Below are 20,444 nucleotides of genomic sequence, written 5' to 3' on the forward strand. Positions count from 1 at the left end.
AGTTACTAGTTTTATTAAATAAGTAAGTAAGTCGGCGTAAATAAACACAAATATGTTACAAAATATAAATGCATTGAAAACCCTTACTAATGACCAATGACAAATGACTAAGGACGACCCTCACCAGTTACTTTTTTTCTTACCGACCTACTTACTATGTTCGCACCTAAAAAACTTCTTATTTTACTAACGGTACTTCTGCTTACACTGACTATTGGTGGATGCACAATTCTTTTTCCAAAGCAGGCTGCCACAAATCCTCACTTAGCATTTGGCAACCCAAGTAACGCTAGTAAGGCTGAGCCAAATAACTATCTCATAGAAAAACCTCAATACGTACTTTCATACAATAGAGATAAAGGAATTCCAAACTGGGTCAGTTGGGAATTAAATCAGTCTTGGTTGGGTGACGCACCAAGATCTAATAATTTCCGACCCGATGGTACCCTTCCAGAAAGCTGGTACCGTGTGACTCCTAGTGATTATACGAGAAGCGGTTACGACAAAGGGCATATGGTTCCTTCTGCAGACCGCAGCAATACTCCTGAAAATAATGCTGCTACATTTGTCATGACAAATATCATTCCCCAAGCACCTGACAACAATCAAGGTTATTGGGCACGCCTGGAAGATTATGCTAGAACTTTAGCTTCTAATGGTAATGAATTGCATATTATAGCTGGAGGTTACGGTGAAAAAGGAACTATTGCTCAAGGAAAGGTTTCTGTTCCTGCCCGAATTTTTAAGATTATTGTTGTGACAGCACCCAATCAAGATGCAAATAGCATTAATGAATCCACAAGAATCATTGCTGTGGATACTCCCAATACAGACGGGAATCGGGATGCTGACTGGTCTGAGTTTATAACGAGTGTTGATGCTATTGAACAAAAGACGGGTTATGATTTTCTTTCTAATGCTAAACCATCTGTTCAGCAGATTATAGAAGCTAAAGTTGAGCAAGTTACTGATGTTAAATCAAGGAGATATCGTAAGAAATAGCTAAGTTAAATTTGTCATTTGTTACAGCATTTTGCAGGTAAATAAAGTAGGGGCTCTCGGTCGTATGTCTCCTGTGTCGGCACGCACTCGCGTTCGCCCTTACAATTAGGTGTACTTCACGCATATAAAAACTACTATACAGTTCCCTACTCTTTATACGGAAAAAGCTAAGGTGTAAATCTTTACCTTATGTCGTTTATATGAACAACGCTTAAGTTTCTACTACTTGAGTGGAGAGCCCAGCTAAGTTACCATCTGAAGTTGTTCCTATAATATAAACATTAATATTAATTTTCCCAATTCTTATCACTCTGATATCAGAGAGATTGGCTTTCAGGACTTTGACAAGGTTTTGATACTTTTTAGCGGCGGCTTTTTCTTCTGGACTGTGCCAATCTTGTTCTGCGATCGCGACTTCAAAAAAATCATCCATATCAACAACTGCAACAGGTGTATCTAAAGGATGCCCTGTTTTTTGAAGAACGAATTCAGGCGTAATATCTTGTTGTTCCTCACATTGCCAAAGAAAAACCTTAAAAGGATATTCTGACTCGCTTATAAATAGCAAGTTTTCTGATGCTTGTTGAAGAATTTCAATCAAGCATTGACTGTGACTGGTTAGTTTATCGGAATGGCTCAAGTTTTTAGTTAGAGACAAAGAATAATATAGATTGCTCCTCTTTATTTTATTGCATCTAAATATAATTTAACTTTGCCAATTAGGGAGTGGTGCCCAACTCACGTCGTAGATTTCCGGTAAAATCAAGACCTGAGGATTGTAAATAGGGAGACTAGGGTTGCCTACGCTTGGTGTAAACATAGACCATATCGCTACTGTTCGGCAAGCGCGACGGACAGTGGAACCGGACCCCGTGGCTGCGGCGGTATTGGCAGAAATAGGAGGTGCAGATGGTATTACCGTGCATTTACGGGAGGACAGACGGCACATCCAAGAACGAGATGTCCGCTTACTGCGCCAAACTGTGAGAACCCATCTGAATTTGGAGATGGCAGCGACTGATGAAATGGTTGCCATAGCTTTAGACGTTAAGCCCGATTACGTCACTTTGGTTCCCGAAAAGCGGGAGGAAGTCACTACAGAAGGTGGGCTAGATATCGTCGGTCAAATTGATAGAATAGGAGCAATAGTCGATAAATTGCAAGGCGCTGGTATTCCAGTTAGTTTGTTTATCGATGCAGAGAAAGCACAAATTGAAGCTTCTGTCAAGGTTCAAGCCAAGTTTATTGAACTCCATACGGGGCGATATGCTGAAGCAAAAGATGAAACAAGTCGCCAACAGGAACTAGCCTTACTAGCTTCTGGGTGCGAGCAAGCCATACAAGCTGGATTGCGCGTGAATGCCGGTCACGGGTTGACTTACTGGAATGTCCACCCCGTAGCTTGCCTCACTGGCATGGAAGAACTGAACATCGGGCATACTATTGTCAGTCGGGCGGTATTGGTGGGTATGGAAAGAGCAGTCCGCGAAATGAAATTGGCTATAAGGGGAGAACTGTGAACAGTTAATGCTTAACTGAAATAGAGGGGTTGTTACTGCGAAAATCCGAAAACTTGTCTTTATTTCACAAGTCAAAGCTGAACTAGAGGCTTCTATGAAAGCAGAACAGTCGAACAACCTTCCTCTTTGGGTACAGGACAGAGATACAGTCATCGCCAACAGTGGCGGTGCGGAGTGGAGATACCAAACTCCTCCTGATTATTCTGAGTCTAAAGAAGGTCTTGCAAAAGAAAGTCAGTGCAAACACCTTGAAGGTTCACTCGAAGCGATCGTGCAAAATTTGGTTAGAACCTTTGAGATGGAAGCGTCTTTCAAAACTAACCCTTCTCAGTGGCTGTCTGTTGTGAACGAACAGTTTCGCATGAGCAGTAATGGGGGCGCGGCGTACATGGCATCAGATGTATCAAAAGCAGGAACTTACAATCTGTTTATGCCCGATACTGAAGATTACAAGGCTTCTGTTGAAACTTTTGAATCATCAGGAAAACTGTTCCGCACGGCATTTCCTAAAGGATTTCTTTGGGAAGTTTTGGAGGTTTTCTCTGGTCCCCCAACTGTTACGTTTAAATGGCGGCATTGGGGCACTTTTAGCGGTGCTTACAAAGACTGTGCGCCAACAGGAGAGACAGTGGAAATCGTCGGTATGAGTGTGGCACGTGTCACTGATGATTTAAAAATCCTGTCTGTGGAACACTACTTTGACAACAGTCAGTTCCTTAAAAAGCTGACAGCTATGAGGGGTGTTAAGAGTTAGGAGTGACTGGTTGGTGGCGATCGCTTTCATGCAAGAATTAAGTACTTTATGCTAAGTAATTTTGTGGGACACTGTCAGTAGCGCTGTGTCCTTTCATCTTTCATCAATCAAGGACGAAAATGCAAAAATACTATTACGTTTTGGCAAGTGAACGGTTTTTACTACAAGAAGAACCAATGGAGGAAGTGCTGAAAGAGCGCACTCGTCATTATCACGAGCAAGAAAAAGAAATTGATTTTTGGGTGGTTAAGCAACCAGCTTTTCTAGAAGCACCTCAAATGGCAAAAGTCAAGGCGAAGTGTCCTCAACCAGCAGTGGCAATTGTTTCTACCAATTCCCAATTTATTACCTGGTTGAAATTGCGATTGGAATACGTCTTGACAGGGGAATTTGAAGCTCCTTCAGCGGAAATCCCGGATGCTTTGGCATCTATGGCTACCGTATCTTGATGTTAAGGTAGACGCGCCATGGCGCGTCTCTACAATAGTATTATTAAGTTTTGCTATTGTCTATTGACCATTGACCGTTGACCGTTGACTCAATAAGATCTTTTTAGAAAAAAGTTTCATAAAATCATGTATCAAACTATTGTCCAGAGATTTCAGAGTTTACCAAAATCTTTAGTCAGTGGTTTATTGTTAGCATTGACAGGGTTAGTGGCAGGTAGCAATTTCACCCTAGCCCAAGAACAAAACGTTCCCGTTTGTCAACCCCCTAGTGCAGGTGAGTATCTTTTATTGGTCATTAGTCCGACACCTGGTAATCAAAGTCAGTTACGTCGCGCTTTACCTAGTGAACTTAAGACGGTAACTTGCAGATATCTTAAAGACACGGTGACACGGATAGGTGGGTTTCGCAATATAGACGATGCCAACCGCTGGGCAAGGTACGTCAGCCATGTTGTTGGATTGTCTGCTATCATCACAACCCGACCCACGGATAAACCACAATCTCAGGCTGTCAACTATAAACCCGAGCGGTTGGGAGAAGGTTACGCTGTATTGGTTGATTATTATAATCGTCCAGAAGTTGCCAATCAAGTGCGGGAGGTTGTGGGAGGAGATGTGGGTTTTGCTACCTACGGACAACGTCCCTACCTGCTAGCAGTTTATACAAATAATCAAAAAGATGCATATAGTACATTGCAAAAACTAAGCGAGCAAGGCTTTTCTGCCGTACTCGTTGATAGCCGTAAAGTATTGCTATTGCGTTCCTCTGTGCGCTTGCAATAAAAATTAAAAAAGCTGAACTATGGGCTGACAACCAGTACACCTGTAGATTTAGCTAACCATGATATGGTTATGCCCAAAGCCGAACCAGCTATGACCTGAACGGGTGTGTGTCCTAGCAGTTCTTTGAGTCGATCGCCATTAAAATTTGGATGTTCGTGAAAGAGTTCATCAATCATTTGATTGAGGATGCGAGCTTGTTTACCCGCAGCTTGCCGAACTCCTGCTGCATCGTACATGACAATAATGGCAAACACAACAGCAACAGCGAACTCAGAAGACGCCCAACCAAGAGTTTGTCCAATCCCAGCTGCTAAAGCTGTCACTAAAGCTGAATGAGCACTGGGCATTCCTCCAGTTGCTACCAGAACATTCACGTTAAGTTTACGATTTTTCACCAGCTCAATAACCAGCTTGAGCCCTTGAGCAATCAAACTAGCTACCAGTGCTACGAAAAGCACTCGGTTTTCTAAGATGTCGCCTATGTTCTGCATGCTATTTTGCTTGAGTTAGAATGATTGTGAAATGAAATATCAAAAGGGATATGAATTATGAATGATAAATTATGACTCGTAAACTAGCCAAGTTTTCATCATTCATTTTTCATTCCCTAGTGATTGCGGCTTGTGATAAAATTCGCGATCGCAATCAGTGGCTGTGCTTTTTCTCCAAAAGGTTCAAGTTCAGCACAAGCATCTTCAATAAGTTGTTGAGCTTTAGAACGAGATGCTTCGATTCCCCAAAGGCTGGGGTAGGTGACTTTGTTTGCTTTTTGGTCTTTGCCTGCAGTTTTGCCTAATTGCTCTGCGGTAGCGGTGATATCTAGAATGTCATCAACAATTTGAAAGGCAAGCCCGATATTTTGAGAGTAGCGACACAGCCGTTGCTCATTTTCTAATGATGCTCCTGCCAAAATACCACCACATACCACACAAGCTTCCAAAAGAGCACCTGTTTTGTGGGTGTGAATAAAATGCAATGTTTCTACAGAGATATCAGTTTTTCCTTCCGATTCTAAATCGAGGACTTGACCACCTACTAATCCAGTCGCACCAGTTGCATGACCCAGACGAGCAATAACCTTCAAGATTCGGTCTGCAGGAACGTTTTTAGTCTGGGTTGCTACATACTCAAATGCGTAAGCAAGTAAGCCGTCCCCAGCGAGAATGGCAATAGCGTCACCATAAACTTTGTGATTTGTCAACTTGCCGCGACGATAGTCATCATTATCCATTGCGGGCAAATCATCGTGAATCAACGACATTGTATGGAGCATCTCCACAGCGATAGCAGTGGGCATAGCCATTTCTACCGTACCGCCAAGCATTTCACAGGTCGTCAAACATAGAATGGGGCGCAAACGCTTCCCACCCGCTAGGAGGGAATAGCGCATTGCTTCATATATCGTTTCTGGATAACCTATGGGAATAGACTTATCCAGAGCTGCGTCACAAAGTTGCTGTTTCTCTTTGAGATAGGCTAACAGGTCAAATTTTACTTCTTTTGAAGTTGTCTGAAGATTATCTGCTGCTACCATCCTGAATTTCCTTGAAGTTCCGTTATATACGTAACAATTTTACGGGAAAGAGTCATTTGTCATTAGTCATTTGTATTAAATATCAGGACACTAGGCAATGGACTAAGGACAAAAGACACCGAACAATTCCTAATTTTTTGAGCGTTGTCTATAGCTATTTACAGTATTTTGCATCAACATCGCTACAGTCATTGGACCAACACCGCCAGGGACTGGAGTGATAAATTCGGTGACTCCAGCGACAGAGTCAAAGTCAACATCGCCTACTAAGCGACTATTGCCACTTGAGTCTGTCACGCGGTTTATCCCCACATCTACCACAACAGCGCCCTGTTTGACCATGTCAGCAGTAATGAATTCTGGACGACCAACTGCTGCTACCAGAAGATCGGCGCTTTTAGCTATCGACTGTAAGTCTTGCGATCGCGAATGAGCTACAGTCACAGTAGCATCTGCTTCCAGTAGCATCAGAGCCAGTGGTTTACCCACTAGAATACTGCGTCCCACAACCACTGCTTGCTTTCCTTTCAAAGGGATCTCGTATTCTTCTAACAGACTCATTATCCCAGCTGGGGTACAGCTGCGTAAACCGGTCTCTCCCCTTACCAGTCGTCCCATGTTTACGGGGTGCAATCCGTCTGCATCTTTATCTGGAGCGATTTGATGCAACAGCGCCACAGCATCCAAGTGATTCGGGAGAGGCAATTGTATAAGAATACCATCTACTCGTTCATCTTTGTTGAGTGCAGCAATAACGGTTTCCAATTCTGCTGAGGTAGTCTCTGTGGGAAAATGTTTACCAAAAGACGCAATACCAATCTTTTCGCAAGCTCGTTCCTTTCCACGCACATAAGCTGCTGATGCCGGGTTATCACCCACCATCAACACTGCTAAACCGGGCGGGCGTCCTATTTCGGGTTGTAGCTCTTTAATGGTATCAGAAAGCTCTTGCTGAATTTTTCCTGCCTTAGCTTTACCATCAAGAAGTTTGGCTGTTTTTGTATCCATCAGAAGTCCCAGAACAACGCTACGCCGTGGCGTTGCCATATGCTCAATTCGCATTCGTAGCAAATACCACGTCTACTATCTTCTCAGATTGGTTGTATCTGTTGAGAGTTTGTTTCGCTCAAAGAAAAGAACGTCATTCCTTCACAATTCTTGGTACTTCACAAATACAAATTGTCACCCTTGGAGTACTGATGCCAAAATTGGCAAGTAGAGGTAAGCCATATGCAAAACATGAAAAACTTAAAGATATTGTTTTCGTACAAACGCGGCACCATTTTATCTATACGTTTGGGATTGGTGGTTCTCCTTGTTACGGGGCTGCTGAGTTGTTCCATGGAACGATATGGATGGAATGCCATAGGAACCAATATTACCCCGATTCGGGAAATAAAGCCACCAAGGGAGGATGACGTTACAGTCTACATACAAGGACAGGTTGAAAAAAAAGTTCCACTCTTAAAGCAGCAAGCATACCAAATTAAGGACTCTACCGGGAAAATGTGGGTGATTACCAATCAAACTGGTTTGAAAGAGGGGGATACAGTCGCAATTAAAGGCAAAATTCGTTACAAAAGTATTCCATTAGCTGGGAAAGAATACGGAGAGGTTTATTTAGAGGAGGAATGAGTTTCAGAAGAGTTATTGGTTGTTGGTTAGTAGATAGTAGTATTCTTGACCAAAAACTACTATCTACTAACTATGCAGGTGCAAGTTGCGATCGCAATTCTTTACCGAGAAAATAAGTTTCTCATGCAGTTAAGGGATAACAAACCCAATCTTCTCTACCCCGGTCATTGGGCGCTGTTTGGCGGACATATGGAACCGGGAGAAACCCCAGAAGAGACAGTACAGCGAGAAATTTTAGAAGAAATATGTTATAATTTACCGCCAACATTCTCCAAATTTGGCTGTTATTCCGATGAAAGAGTTTTTCGTCACGTCTTCCATGCACCCCTTTTATTGGAATTAGATCGATTAGTGCTCAACGAAGGCTGGGATATGGGCTTAGTAACACCAGAATCTATTCACCAAGGAAGCTGTTATTCAGCAGTAGCAGGAGAAGTTAGACCGATGGGAGCAATGCATCAACGTATTTTGTTAGATTTTATGGAGAGTCAACTGAAGTAGGTCGGATGAAGGATGAAGGATGAAATGAAGTATGAAGTATAAAGTATGAAGGATGAAATAGGTCATATAAAGTAAGTCTATCACTTAATTTAGAGACTTGTACCTATACTATCAACCCGTTTTTCATCCTTTATCCTTCACTCTTCAACCTTTATCCTTTACCCTTCATCCTTTATCCTTCATCCTTTATCCTTTATCCTTTTTTTAATGACTACAAACAAACTACCACGATGGTTGAGCCTAAGTTTGGCCTTTCCCCTCGCCATACTCAATGGTTGGGTATTGCTTCAGGTTGTGCAGTATTTCCAACCTTTAGTAAGTATTTTAGTTGCCGCCCTGTTACTAGCTTTTGTTCTAGACTATCCAATTCGGTTTTTGCAGCGACAAGGGGTAAATCGCAACTTGGCTATTGTCAGTGTGTTGCTGTTAGCCGTAGTAATTGTTGCAGCTTTAGCTATCACTTTGGTTCCCTTGATTCTGGAACAATTGAATGAATTGGTGAATTTTTTGCCCAAGTGGATTGATTCCGGAACACTACAAATTCAAGCTTTTCAAAACTGGGTTGCTACCCAGGCTGCTACCCAAGAATTTCCTGTTAATTTAAGTAGCTTAGTGACTCAATTGTTAGATAGGTTTTCCAACCAACTTCAATCCTTAACAGGGCAAATTCTTGGTTTTGCCGTAGATACCATTGGTAGTTTGGTTAATGTATTGCTGACAGTAGTATTAACAATTTACCTAATACTAAATGGAGAGCAACTTTGGGATGGTATTTTTCAGTGGCTTCCGCCTCACATTAGCTCACAAGTGCGACAATTGTTACGAGAAGACTTCCAAAATTATTTTATCGGTCAAGCAACTTTAGGTGCATTGCTTGCATTTATCCTAATTTTGGTATTTTTAGCTCTTCGCGTGCCCCTAGCTTTACTTTTTGGTATTGGTATTGGATTTTTCTCTCTGTTTCCCTTTGGCACGGGCATAGGGATCGCAATAGTCAGTCTATTAATAGGATTGCAAAATTTTTGGTTGGCAATAGAAGTTTTAACTGTTGCTGTTATCATTGACCAAATAAATACTAATTTTGTTGCTCCTCGTCTTTTGGGTAATTTGACTGGTTTAAATCCTGTCTGGGTAGTTATTTCCTTGCTGGTAGGAGCCAAATTAGGAGGATTGTTAGGTTTATTAGTTGCTATACCTATAGCTAGCTTTATCAAAGATGTCACAGATAGTTGGCGTGCAGGGGGGTTTCAAGTCCCACCCGGTGAGAAGATTTCAAGTGATGGTGTTGCCTCCGGGGAAAGTATCAATGTGGTTTTAGAACGATAATTTAAATGATTATCAAAATAGGAGAATTAGGTGGAAGGCAAAAGATTTATCCGCAATTTACGATTGGAAAACTTCCTTTCCTATGGGAGTGAAGGAGAAGAAATCGAGTTGCAACCGCTCAACGTATTAATTGGTGCAAATGCATCTGGCAAATCGAATTTAATTGAAGCTCTCACTATTTTAAAGGCTGCACCTACAGACTTACTCGTGCCCTTTCGTCAAGGAGGAGGTGTGAGTGAGTTTTTGTGGAAAGGTGACAAAGGTGTTCCAGTAGCTGAAGTAAAACTTACTGTTGATTACCCCAATCAGCGTTTACGTTATAGGTTAATGTTCACAGTAGTTGGTCAAAGACTAGAGCTATTAGAAGAAGAAGTAGAAAATGAGTATCCGTATAGTGGTGAAACTAACATTGATTTCTACTATCGATATCAAAGTGGTCATCCAGTTTTAAAAATAAAGACGGATAGTAATTTACAACAAATACGACGCTCTATAGTACCAGAACAGTTAATTCTGGAGCAGTCAATTTTATCGCAAAGAAAAGATCCAGATTTGTATCCAGAACTTTCATATTTAGGTAACAATTTTTCAAATATTGGAATCTATAGAGAATGGTACGTAGGACACAAATCAGAAGTCAGAAAACCTCAAAAGACTGACTTAGTAGAGCATCCTCTATTGGAAGATGGAAGTAATCTTGGACTTTTTTTAAACAACTTACAATATCAGCTAGGAAATAGACAAATTATAGATAAAATTAAAATTTTTTATAATCTAGCTGAAGAGATAAATATAAAAATATACGGCGGTACAGTACAGATATTTATTCGGGAAGAAGGTCTTACCAAGCCAATTCCTGCAAATCGTTTATCTGATGGCACATTGCGGTATTTATTTTTAATGGCTTTACTCCTCGACCCCACCCCACCACCGCTCATATGTATTGAAGAACCAGAAATTGGTTTACATCCAGATATTCTACCTACAATTGCTGAAATGCTTATCGAAGCATCACAAAGAACACAACTTATTGTAACAACTCATTCCGATGCTTTAGTTTCTGCAATCCCACCTGAATCAGTCCTAATATGTGAACGAGACGAAAAAGGAAGCCATTTACGTCGCCTTGAACCAGAAAAATTAAAAAGTTGGCTGGAAAATTATACTTTGGGAGACCTATGGCGAATGGGTGAAATAGGAGGCATCCGATGGTAAAGGAGATTCGTATTTATCTTGAAGGTGGTGGAGACGGGAAAAATACAAAAGCTTTAATTCGGGAAGGATTTAGCAAATTTTTACAAGAAATTGTTGAACTGGCACGCAGTAAAAAAATAAAATGGGCAATGACTGTCTGTGGTTCACGTAATAATGCATTCCGTGATTTTAAGAATGCTTTGGAATCTCACCCAGATGCCTTTAATGTGTTGCTTGTTGATGCAGAAGCCCCTGTTAAAAAGTCTCCTTGGCAGCATTTAAGCACGAGGGATAATTGGGATGTGCCAGAAATTGATGATAGTCATTGCCATTTAATGGTTCAATCGATGGAGGCATGGTTTATTGCTGACATTGATACTCTAAAAAAATTTTATGGGCAGGGATTTAAGGAAAATGCAATTCCTAAAAATCCAAATGTAGAAACTATTGACAAGGACAGCTTGGAACCATGCCTTAAGATTGCGACTGGCAATACCACTAAGGGTGAGTATCAAAAAATAAAACATGCTTCTAAGCTCTTAGAAATGTTAAAGACAGAGAAGATACGAAGCGCTTCTTTTCACTGCGATCGCTTGTTTACAACACTTACTCAAATGATAAACATTTCTACTGAAAGTAGCAAGTGAGGCACATAAGCGTTAACAAACCTTGAACAATCTACAGGTATAACTCAGATCGGGTTATCATCGGATATTGGCAGGTAGCCTTGTGTATTGGTAGGACTCATGACCGCTTCTCACTCCCCATTCCAAACAACGGAACCCAATAACCCCAATGAACCTATCGCTGATTACCGTACAGTTGACCGCAGTAAACTCAGCAAGATGTATCAGCACTACGTGGAGGTGAAGGAAAAGTATCCTCACGCCCTACTTTTGTATCGAGTTGGGGATTTTTTTGAAACATTTTTTCAAGATGCCATTGTTGTCGCCCGAGAACTGGAACTGGTTCTGACTAGCAAGCATGGGGGCGAAGTAGGTAGGGTACGCATGACTGGTGTACCGCACCATGCGTGGGAAAGGTATACGACTCAGTTGGTAGAAAAAGGCTACGCTGTTGTCATTTGCGATCAGGTAGAAGATGCCTCGGAGGCTGTAGGTTTAGTTCGCCGTGAGGTAACACGCATTCTAACTCCAGGTACGTTGTTGGAAGAAGGAATGCTCAAGTCAAGCCGGAATAACTATTTGGCTGCTGTCGTCATCGCCGGGGATCATTGGGGTTTGGCTTATGCAGATATTTCTACAGGGGAATTTTTAACGACTCAAGGCAGTAATCTAGAACATTTAACCCAGGAACTGATGCGCTTGCAACCTGCGGAGGTATTGGTTCCTACTAATGCCCCCGATTTACGGAGTCTACTGCGCCCCGGCGAAAAATCGGAACATTTGCCGGAATGTTTGCCTCCATCTTTTTGTTATAGCTTGCGATCGCAACTTCCCTTCTCTCAAGGCGAAGCCAGAACGAGATTGTTGCAAAAGTTTAAAGTACGTTCCTTGGAAGGATTGGGTTGCGAACACCTTCCTCTTGCTGTCCGTGCTGCAGGTGGGTTGCTGGAATATTTGGAAGATACTCAAAAAGAAAATTCTATTCCACTACAACTACTACGCAGTTACACTCTCACTGACTTTCTCATTATTGACCATCAAACTCGCCGCAACCTAGAAATCACTCAAACTGTCCGTGATGGCACCTTTGTTGGCTCTCTGCTTTGGGCATTAGATAAAACCTCTACAGCAATGGGGAGTCGTGCTTTACGCCGATGGTTGTTGCAACCACTCCTTGAAATTAAAGGAATTCGTGCTCGACAAGACACGATTCAAGAACTTGTAGAGAATAATACCCTGCGTCAGGAATTACGGCAATTATTACGTGAAATTTATGATATAGAACGACTGACAGGGCGTACTGGTTCTGGAACAGCTAATGCTAAAGATTTGCTAGCTTTAGCCGATTCCCTCACTCGTTTGCCGCAAATAGCGAATTTGGTTTCAGATGCTCGTTCTCCTTTCTTGAAAGCTTTGCAAAAGGTACCACCAGTTATGGAGGAGTTAGCAGGGAAAATTCGTGCTTACATAGTGGAGTCGCCACCCATACATATTAAGGAAGGTGGTTTGATTCGTTCTGGTGTCGATGCTCAGTTAGATGAAAGACGCGCCACTGTTGAAGATGACCAGAAATGGATTGCTAATTTGGAAGTTGATGAACGAGCAAGAACGGGAATCCCGAACCTGAAGGTAGGATTTAACAAAACTTTTGGTTACTACATTAGTATTTCCCGTGCAAAAGCTGACCAAGTGCCATCTAATTACATACGCAAACAAACTCTAGTTAATGAAGAACGCTACATTACACCAGAGTTGAAGGAACGAGAAGCACGGATTCTCACAGCGCGAGATGATTTAAACCAGTTGGAATATGAACTTTTTGTCGCGTTAAGAGAGGAAGTGGGCTTACAAGCAGAGGCTATTCGCAATATTTCCCGTGCAGTAGCAGCAGCAGATGTCTTGTGCGGGCTGGCTGAGTTGGCAATATACCAGGGTTACTGTCGTCCTGTTATGGTTGAAGGGCGAGGAATTACAATTGTCGATGGGCGTCATCCTGTTGTAGAACAGTCTTTGCCAGCTGGGTTTTTTGTACCAAATTCTACGTATCTGGGTCAAGAGTCATTTGTAAATGACCAAGGACAAATTACAAATAACAATCCTGATTTAATTATCCTTACCGGACCTAATGCTAGTGGTAAGAGTTGTTATCTCAGGCAGGTGGGGTTGATTCAACTTATGGCACAAATCGGGAGTTTTGTACCAGCGAGGGAAGCAAAGTTGGGAGTGTGCGATCGCATTTTCACCCGTGTAGGTGCAGTGGATGACCTAGCAACAGGTCAATCTACTTTTATGGTGGAGATGAATGAAACAGCAAATATTTTAAATCATGCCACGTCAAAGTCACTGGTGTTGCTGGATGAAATCGGTCGAGGAACGGCAACTTTTGATGGTCTTTCTATTGCTTGGGCGGTAGCGGAGTATTTAGCAACAGAAATCCGATCGCGCACAATTTTTGCAACCCACTACCATGAATTGAATGAATTGGCTTCATTATTACCAAATATTGCCAATTATCAAGTTACTGTTAAGGAGCTACCCGAGCAAATTATCTTTTTGCACCAAGTTCAACCGGGAGGTGCAGATAAATCCTATGGTATTGAAGCAGGAAGATTGGCAGGATTACCAAAGGTAGTCATTCAACGTGCAAGACAAGTTATGGGGCAGATTGAAAAGCACAGTAAGATTGCGATCGGTTTGCAGAACCTAGAGTAGTATCAGTGCAATGGAGTATGAGAAAAGGTGCGGAAGAAGCAAACCCGCACCTAAGCTAAAAAGCGGCCCTCTCCAAGAAGGGCACATTATTAAATTTAACCGACAAACAGAGAACTATAAAATATTGATACAATGAAAAAATCATTTTCTGCTGTAAAAAGCTTGAAAACCCAGTCACTACTAACTACTAACCACTAACCACTAACAGCCCTAACTCCTAATTGTGTTTATTTATGCCGACTTACTTAACTTTCTATTTCAGATTTTTGAGTATCTTTAAGTGCCGGAGAATTGGCGGCGGGGATCGAATAAGGATAAGGGTATTCAAGTGATGAATTTAACTGAGATTGCTCCAAACTCGCTTCAGCGATCGCAGCATTATTAAAATAGGAACCAAAGAGTTTGTCATAGTTGGAAGCAACAGCTAAAAATGCCCCACCCAATATATAAATGGGTAAAGGCAACTGAAATTCCTTGAGCCAGTCAAAAAACTCAGCTAAAGCAAATAGTACAAAAAAGCAAGCCAACCAAACTCTCATGTTTTTACCTCAGGATCGAAATAACTGTATTAGTTTTAGATAGACTGCATCTTACTTTATATTAGTTTGAATAACAATTGGATGGAAAAAACGATGGTTTATCGGGGTGCAAAGCAGGATTGCTCCTACCTAGTATCTATTCCAAACATTTTTTGAATTGTAATAAGTAGGTGAGCAGAATTAAATATAACTATTTTGAAAGCTAAGTAGGTGGGTGCAAAAAAACTTAGCTATGTCAACAAAGATTGAGATACTCTCCAGCCTACTAACCACTCCCAGCCCTAACTAATATCATGTCCGGGTAAAGACTTATCATTAAGGCAGATGGGGAGATGGGGAGAGGGGGAGATGGGGAGAGGGTTTTCCGGTTTTTACACAGATTGTTTAATAATAACTAATTAACCGGACTTAATATGACTTAGGCTTATTGTAAAAACTGTATAAAACTTCGTAACAACCAATCTGAAAATAATACTTAAATAAGTGTTAAATTTTAAACATGAATTGTCTGTGAATTGTGAAGCAAACCGGGCTTGCTTGGGCACTTAATCAGATAAATTTATGTAATGAAGAGAAAAAATAAATTTTATAAATTCTAGGAGATGCAAGGGATACGATCGCATTGACCTAGCGATCGTATCCCTTGCGTTAAATGATGAAGTTGCCGTAATATTTTAGAATAAAATCTTACATAGGAATACGCTAACTATAATAAATGAATGGTGATCTAGTTCTAGATGTTGTGGAGCAAGTCTTGCTATCTAGACAGCTTAGCCCCATTGAACGATTGATCTTGCATCAATCGTGGCTCGGAAAAGGCTATGGTGAAATGGCGCGAGATTCTGGCTACGGTAGCAACTACTTTAAAGAGGTAGGGTCTCAATTGTGGCATGACCTTTCGGAAGCAATTGGACAAAGGGTAACAAAAAAAAATTTGCATCTTGTTTTAGCGCAGTATCAGCAAATTGAAGGAGCGAATCACCTACAGGCACAACAAGGTATCGAAAAGCAAGAACCAGGAGACACTATCACAGAATCTCATAAACAAATTCATTTGCATACTATACCTAAGGTAGAGAAAATAAAAACAGACATAGAGTATCCTGGAGGACCCGTACCGCTTAACTCTCCCCTCTACATCAATCGCTTGCGAGTAGAAGAACTAGCGTACAAGGAACTAGACAAACCGGGGTGCCTCATCCGCATCAAAGCCCCAAGAAAAATGGGCAAAAGTTCTTTGCTCAACCGGATGATAACTTGCGCTCAAAATTCTGGGTACAAAATTGCTTATATAGATTTCCAGGAGACTGACGAAACTGTTTTTACTTCCCTCGACAAATTTTTGCGCTGGTTTTGTGCCAATGTCAGCAGACAGTTGAACCTCAACTACAAGCTTGATGATTACTGGGATGAGGACATGGGCAGTAAGGTGAGCTGCAAAATTTATTTTGAGGAGTACGTACTAGATCGGGTAAATGGTCCCATCGTCTTGGCTTTAAATGAAGTCAACAGACTTTTTGAGCATCTCCAAATAGCCAATGATTTTCTGGCGATGTTGCGATTTTGGCATGAAGTGGCACGGACAGTAGAAATTTGGCAGAATCTGCGTTTGGTCATAGTTCATTCCACAGAAATACACATACCTCTCAAAATCCATCAATCCCCCTTTAACGTGGGGCTATCAATTAAGCTTCCTCAATTTACCTTAGAGGAAGTACAAGATTTGGCGTCTCGTTATGGATTCAATTGGATTGATGACAATCAAAGTCAGCAGCTAATGGCAATGGTGGGAGGGCACCCTTATCTGATCAACCTCGCCCTCTATCACTTGCATCGTGGGGAGATGACACTACAGGAGTTGTTGGAAACATCACCTACAGCAGCAGGTATCTACAGTCACCACTTGCGCCATCATCTGACGATGCTTCGAGAACAACCAGAACTAGCATCAGCACTACTACAAGTGGTAACTGCTGATACGAGTGTCCAATTAGACGCACTTGCAGCCTTTAAATTAGAAAGTATGGGTCTGATACAACTGGATGGTAATTTGGCAAAACCAAGCTGTCACCTGTATCGCCTTTATTTTAGCCAACAATTGGCAGAAAAACCTCTAGATGCTCAACTGCAACAATCAACTCAAGAAAAACCACAAACCCAACCTTTTCCCAAAGTTGGGCAACTCTTTCAAACTGTCAGTCGTACCTACATCAAACAGTATCTAGAAACGTTTTGGCAACAGTTGGGAAAAGAGTTTTTGCCCTTGTCACTCGTTGTGTGTGAAGTTGATTATTTTAATTGGTATAACGACGCACATGGTTATGGGTCTGGAGATGCTGCTTTGCAAAAGATTTCCCTTGCCATAGCTGAGTGCATGAATCACAAAGTATCCCTCGTGGTACGTTACGGGGGTATAAAGTTTGCAGCTATATTGCCTCAAGTCAACCTTAATGAAGGGGTACAAATTGCAGAAAATACGCGGAAAAATGTCAAATTGCTAGAAATTCCATATAATTTGTCTGGGGTTGATGGATTGCCTGCTGAAGTCCTGACTATCAGTGTTGGAGTTGCATCTGTCATACCTAGCCCTCAAAGTTCGCCAGATTTACTAATAAATGCTGCGGAGGAAGCATTGTTTCAGGCGAAAAGGCAAGGTCGCGATTGCGTGAGTGCCCGTTCTACTTTAAATGAAAGGGGTTTTATTTCTCAAAAAGTATTGCATTTACCAAGATAAGCTATTGCGTTTTTAAAGACAGCATCATAAATTATGTAGAGTCTAGTAGGGTGGGCACTGTCCATCATTGTTCAATTGCTGGGGTAGAACTCACCCTACGTGTGTTTCAAAAATCAAGTAGGATTTTATAGCTGGATACAATACTTTGAAATTGGCAATCAACGAATTATTTTGTTTCTTATTTGAATCACATACAGCACTACAAATGATATAGAGGCTAAATATAAATAGAGAAGTCTCTACATATGTTTAATTAAAAAAAGAAAATTGCAGAATTTTCCATACCTTCACATTTAGAAGCTGTTAAACCAAGTTTACATATGCAAAGGATAGTGTTGCATAAGCAAGGGTTTAGATAAATTGGCAAGAAGTTTTTATTACAATTTGAAACTGCTGTGAAGATAAAGATTAACTTAGTTCTGCTATTACTAACTTTGTTGCTTGTAATAATTGTTCTACCATATTTTGCAGGCTACGCTAGGGTTGTGGGCAACTCCTCACCGCTGATAACCGACTCGAAAGTTTCCCAAATTGAACAAGGCAAGCAACTTTATGATGCAGGACGATACGCAGAAGCTGCACAAGTTTGGGAACAAGCAGCCTCTGTATTTGCTCAACGGAGAGATTTCAGCAATCAAGCCAAAAGTTACAACTATCTCGCTATTGTGTATCAAGACTTGGGAATGTGGGACGCATCGCAAAAAGCTCTCAACAAAGCTTTTAATTTGCTAAAAAAGATTAAAGACTCTTTTGTTTATGCTCAAGCCTTAAATACTTTGGGTAATCTTCAATTTAAAATCGGTCAGATAGAAAGGGCTCTGGAAACTTGGAAATTGACGGAAGCTCGCTATCGTTCCATTCAAGACCTTACAGGAATTATTCTCAGCAAAATTAACCAAGCCCAAGCTTTGCAAACTTTGGGGTTGTACAGGCGATCGCGAACCACTCTAGAGCAAGTGAATCAAGACCTTGCTGTTTTGCCCGACTCCCTTCTCAAGGCTAGGGGATTGTACAGTTTGGGGGTCACCCTGCAAGTGATAGGAGAATTGCAGTTGTCCCAAACCGTTTTATCTGAAAGTTTAGCTATTGCCAAAAAGCTGAATTCTCCATCAGATATTGGGGAAACCCTTTTTAGATTGGGGAATACTGCTAAGGCGCGGGCGGACTTTGAAACTGCATTAAATCTCTACCAACAAGCAAAGGATACAGCAACCTCTCCCCACACTCAACTCGAAGCCCAACTGAACCAACTGAGCATCTTGATTAAAATCAAGCAAATAAAATCGGCACTTGCACTGCTCCCCCAAATCCAATCAAATATAGCAAATATGCCTGCAAGTCGGGCTGTTGTCTATGCCCAAGTGAATTTTGCAAAAAATCTGATGGACTTATCTAGTGTCATAAAAGGTTGGTTTTTAGAAAGCGATGAAAAAAACCAGACAAATGACACTGGACAAATGACACTAGATATTGCCCGACTTTTAACCAAAGCAGTAGGACAAGCGAGAGACTTGAAAGATTCAAGAGCAGAATCATACGCGTTAGGAGAATTGGGGCATTTATACGAACAAAGACAACAATGGTCGGAAGCACTTGCACTCACACAACAGGCAATTTCCATAGCACAAGGTACAGGAGCAACAGACATTACACCAACTTGGTACTGGCAGCAAGGGAGAATTTTGAAAGCTCAAGAAAACATAACGGAAGCGATCGCAGTTTACAACCAAGCAGTTGATAAATTACAATCTTTGCGTCAGGATCTAGTAGGAGTGAATTCTGAAGTGCAGTTTTCCTTCCGCGATCGAGTTGAGCCAGTGTACCGTCAGTTAGTGCAATTGCTCTTACAAACTGCAAACAGCCTACCGGAAACGACCAAGCAAAAACACCTCCAACGTTCTCGGGAACTTATTGAAACGCTACAGATAGCGGAGTTAGACAACTTTTTTCGGGAAGCTTGCTTAACTTACAAATCTAAACCCATTGAGCAGATCGATCGCAAAGCAGCCGTCATTTATCCTATCGTTTTAGACCAACGTTTAGAGGTAGTTCTTTCCCTACCCGGACAACCCTTACAGCATTATGGAACTCCCCTTTCACAAGAAGAAGCAACAAAGGTGTTTGAGGAACTTCGCCAGTATTTGAACCCAGTTTTCTTACCTTCTGAGATACTACCTACCGCGCAAAAAGTTTATAATTGGTTGCTTCGCCCTGTTCAAGCAGAGTTAGAACGACAAGAAATTAAAACTTTAGTGTTTGTCCTTGATGGATTCTTACGCAATGTTCCAATGTCAGTGCTTCATGATGGCAAGCAGTATTTAGTAGAAAAGTACGACATTGCACTGACTCCAGGATTGCAACTTTTAGAATCGCCATCCTCCTTTAAACAAGCTTCGCTAACACTTTCTCTACAGAAACTCAAAACCTTAGCAGCAGGATTGACTGAAGCACGACAAGGTTTTTCTGCTTTACCGGGTGTTGAAACAGAAATTCAAAGAATCTTGAATAAGTTCTCAGCTAAAGTTTTGCTAAATCGGGACTTTACTCGTTCCAACCTCCAAAAGCGAGTAGAAACTACACCTTTTTCTATAGTCCATTTAGCAACCCACGGTCAGTTTAGCTCAAAAGCTGAAGATACTTTTCTTCTCACTTGGGATGACCGCATTCAGGTTAAAGATTTGGATAGACTGCTAAAAATACGAGATGAACAAAAACCGATTGAACTTTTGGTTTTGAGTGCGTGCCAAACTGCTAAAGGGGACAATAGAGCTGCTTTAGGTTTAGCTGGTGTTGCAGTGCGCTCTGGGGCGAGGAGTACTCTAGCAACACTTTGGTCAGTACAGGATAAATCAACGGCTCAACTCATATCTGAATTTTACCGCATTCTCACTCAAAAAAAGGTGACTAAAGCAGAGGCTTTGCGTCAAGCACAGGTGTCTTTATTACACTCATCCCAGTACAAGCATCCTTATTACTGGTCACCTTTTGTTTTGGTGGGAAACTGGCTTTGATATAGCCCCGATCCCTTACATCCAATACCCGTAGGTTGGGTTGAGGAACGAAACCCAACAAAACCGGATGAAGGATGAAGGATGAAGGATGAAGGATAAAAGATAAAAGATAAAAGATAAAGGA

At 41.4% G+C, this 20,444-nt stretch carries 18 protein-coding genes; 13 read left to right on the top strand and 5 right to left on the bottom strand.

Annotated elements, in window-relative coordinates; genetic code table 11:
- Nucleotides 1-156 precede the first annotated feature (156 nt).
- Nucleotides 157-1,002, top strand: a complete 846-nt coding sequence (locus ACYRY3_RS33175) for a DNA/RNA non-specific endonuclease (protein WP_460205917.1) — start codon at nt 157-159, stop codon at nt 1,000-1,002.
- Nucleotides 1,003-1,213: 211 nt separating this feature from the next.
- On the opposite strand, the gene ACYRY3_RS33180 is transcribed toward ACYRY3_RS33175, so the two are convergent.
- Nucleotides 1,214-1,660 carry a nuclease A inhibitor family protein gene (locus ACYRY3_RS33180; RefSeq protein WP_460205918.1) on the bottom strand — a complete coding sequence of 149 codons (447 nt, stop codon included), beginning with the start codon at nt 1,658-1,660 and terminating at the stop codon, nt 1,214-1,216.
- Between the two features lie 139 nt (nt 1,661-1,799).
- Between ACYRY3_RS33180 and ACYRY3_RS33185 the strand changes: the two genes are divergently transcribed.
- The 4 genes from ACYRY3_RS33185 to ACYRY3_RS33200 all read left to right on the top strand — a co-directional run bounded on the left by ACYRY3_RS33185 (nt 1,800) and on the right by ACYRY3_RS33200 (nt 4,508).
- Nucleotides 1,800-2,522, top strand: coding sequence for a pyridoxine 5'-phosphate synthase (locus ACYRY3_RS33185; protein ID WP_460205919.1), 723 nt, complete (start codon nt 1,800-1,802; stop codon nt 2,520-2,522).
- Nucleotides 2,523-2,616: 94 nt separating this feature from the next.
- Nucleotides 2,617-3,276: an ester cyclase gene (locus tag ACYRY3_RS33190; protein WP_460205920.1), complete on the top strand. Its 660-nt coding sequence runs from the start codon at nt 2,617-2,619 to the stop codon at nt 3,274-3,276.
- A 119-nt stretch (nt 3,277-3,395) separates the two neighbouring features.
- Nucleotides 3,396-3,725, top strand: a complete 330-nt coding sequence (locus ACYRY3_RS33195) for an MgPME-cyclase complex family protein (protein ID WP_460205921.1) — start codon at nt 3,396-3,398, stop codon at nt 3,723-3,725.
- Between the two features lie 126 nt (nt 3,726-3,851).
- Entirely contained in the window at nt 3,852-4,508 is a 657-nt protein-coding gene (locus ACYRY3_RS33200; RefSeq protein ID WP_460205922.1) for a hypothetical protein, read from the top strand.
- A gap of 17 nt (nt 4,509-4,525) precedes the next feature.
- On the opposite strand, the gene ACYRY3_RS33205 is transcribed toward ACYRY3_RS33200, so the two are convergent.
- The 3 genes from ACYRY3_RS33205 to folD all read right to left on the bottom strand — a co-directional run bounded on the left by ACYRY3_RS33205 (nt 4,526) and on the right by folD (nt 7,050).
- Nucleotides 4,526-4,999, bottom strand: coding sequence for a divergent PAP2 family protein (locus tag ACYRY3_RS33205; RefSeq protein ID WP_460205923.1), 474 nt, complete (start codon nt 4,997-4,999; stop codon nt 4,526-4,528).
- 116 nt (nt 5,000-5,115) lie between these two features.
- Nucleotides 5,116-6,042, bottom strand: coding sequence for a geranylgeranyl diphosphate synthase CrtE (crtE, locus tag ACYRY3_RS33210; RefSeq protein WP_460205924.1), 927 nt, complete (start codon nt 6,040-6,042; stop codon nt 5,116-5,118).
- A 129-nt stretch (nt 6,043-6,171) separates the two neighbouring features.
- Nucleotides 6,172-7,050 carry a bifunctional methylenetetrahydrofolate dehydrogenase/methenyltetrahydrofolate cyclohydrolase FolD gene (folD, locus tag ACYRY3_RS33215; protein WP_460205978.1) on the bottom strand — a complete coding sequence of 293 codons (879 nt, stop codon included), beginning with the start codon at nt 7,048-7,050 and terminating at the stop codon, nt 6,172-6,174.
- Between the two features lie 222 nt (nt 7,051-7,272).
- Here folD and ACYRY3_RS33220 point away from each other — a divergent pair, with 222 nt between their 5' ends.
- From ACYRY3_RS33220 to mutS, 6 genes are all read left to right on the top strand, one after another.
- Nucleotides 7,273-7,677 (top strand): hypothetical protein, encoded by a 405-nt coding sequence (locus ACYRY3_RS33220; protein WP_460205925.1) that lies wholly within the window; start codon nt 7,273-7,275, stop codon nt 7,675-7,677.
- Between the two features lie 72 nt (nt 7,678-7,749).
- Nucleotides 7,750-8,178 carry an NUDIX hydrolase gene (locus tag ACYRY3_RS33225; protein ID WP_460205926.1) on the top strand — a complete coding sequence of 143 codons (429 nt, stop codon included), beginning with the start codon at nt 7,750-7,752 and terminating at the stop codon, nt 8,176-8,178.
- Between the two features lie 207 nt (nt 8,179-8,385).
- On the top strand, nt 8,386-9,504 hold the full coding sequence (locus ACYRY3_RS33230) for an AI-2E family transporter (protein WP_460205928.1): 1,119 nt from the start codon (nt 8,386-8,388) through the stop codon (nt 9,502-9,504).
- A gap of 30 nt (nt 9,505-9,534) precedes the next feature.
- Nucleotides 9,535-10,719 (top strand): AAA family ATPase, encoded by a 1,185-nt coding sequence (locus ACYRY3_RS33235; protein WP_460205929.1) that lies wholly within the window; start codon nt 9,535-9,537, stop codon nt 10,717-10,719.
- Nucleotides 10,713-11,345 carry a DUF4276 family protein gene (locus tag ACYRY3_RS33240; protein WP_460205930.1) on the top strand — a complete coding sequence of 211 codons (633 nt, stop codon included), beginning with the start codon at nt 10,713-10,715 and terminating at the stop codon, nt 11,343-11,345. Before ACYRY3_RS33235 ends, ACYRY3_RS33240 begins: the two co-directional genes overlap by 7 nt.
- 99 nt (nt 11,346-11,444) lie before the next feature.
- Nucleotides 11,445-14,036, top strand: a complete 2,592-nt coding sequence (gene mutS / locus ACYRY3_RS33245; RefSeq protein ID WP_460205931.1) for a DNA mismatch repair protein MutS — start codon at nt 11,445-11,447, stop codon at nt 14,034-14,036.
- 245 nt (nt 14,037-14,281) lie between these two features.
- Here the strand turns inward: mutS and ACYRY3_RS33250 are convergent, their stop codons facing one another.
- Nucleotides 14,282-14,575, bottom strand: a complete 294-nt coding sequence (locus ACYRY3_RS33250) for a hypothetical protein (RefSeq protein WP_460205932.1) — start codon at nt 14,573-14,575, stop codon at nt 14,282-14,284.
- A 715-nt stretch (nt 14,576-15,290) separates the two neighbouring features.
- Here ACYRY3_RS33250 and ACYRY3_RS33255 point away from each other — a divergent pair.
- The gene (locus ACYRY3_RS33255; RefSeq protein WP_460205933.1) at nt 15,291-17,309 is read left to right on the top strand and encodes an AAA-like domain-containing protein; all 2,019 of its coding nucleotides are present in this window, start codon (nt 15,291-15,293) and stop codon (nt 17,307-17,309) included.
- Between the two features lie 395 nt (nt 17,310-17,704).
- Nucleotides 17,705-20,320 (top strand): CHAT domain-containing protein, encoded by a 2,616-nt coding sequence (locus tag ACYRY3_RS33260; protein WP_460205934.1) that lies wholly within the window; start codon nt 17,705-17,707, stop codon nt 20,318-20,320.
- Nucleotides 20,321-20,444: the final 124 nt, after the last annotated feature.

Source organism: Scytonema sp. NUACC21, from assembly GCF_054684315.1.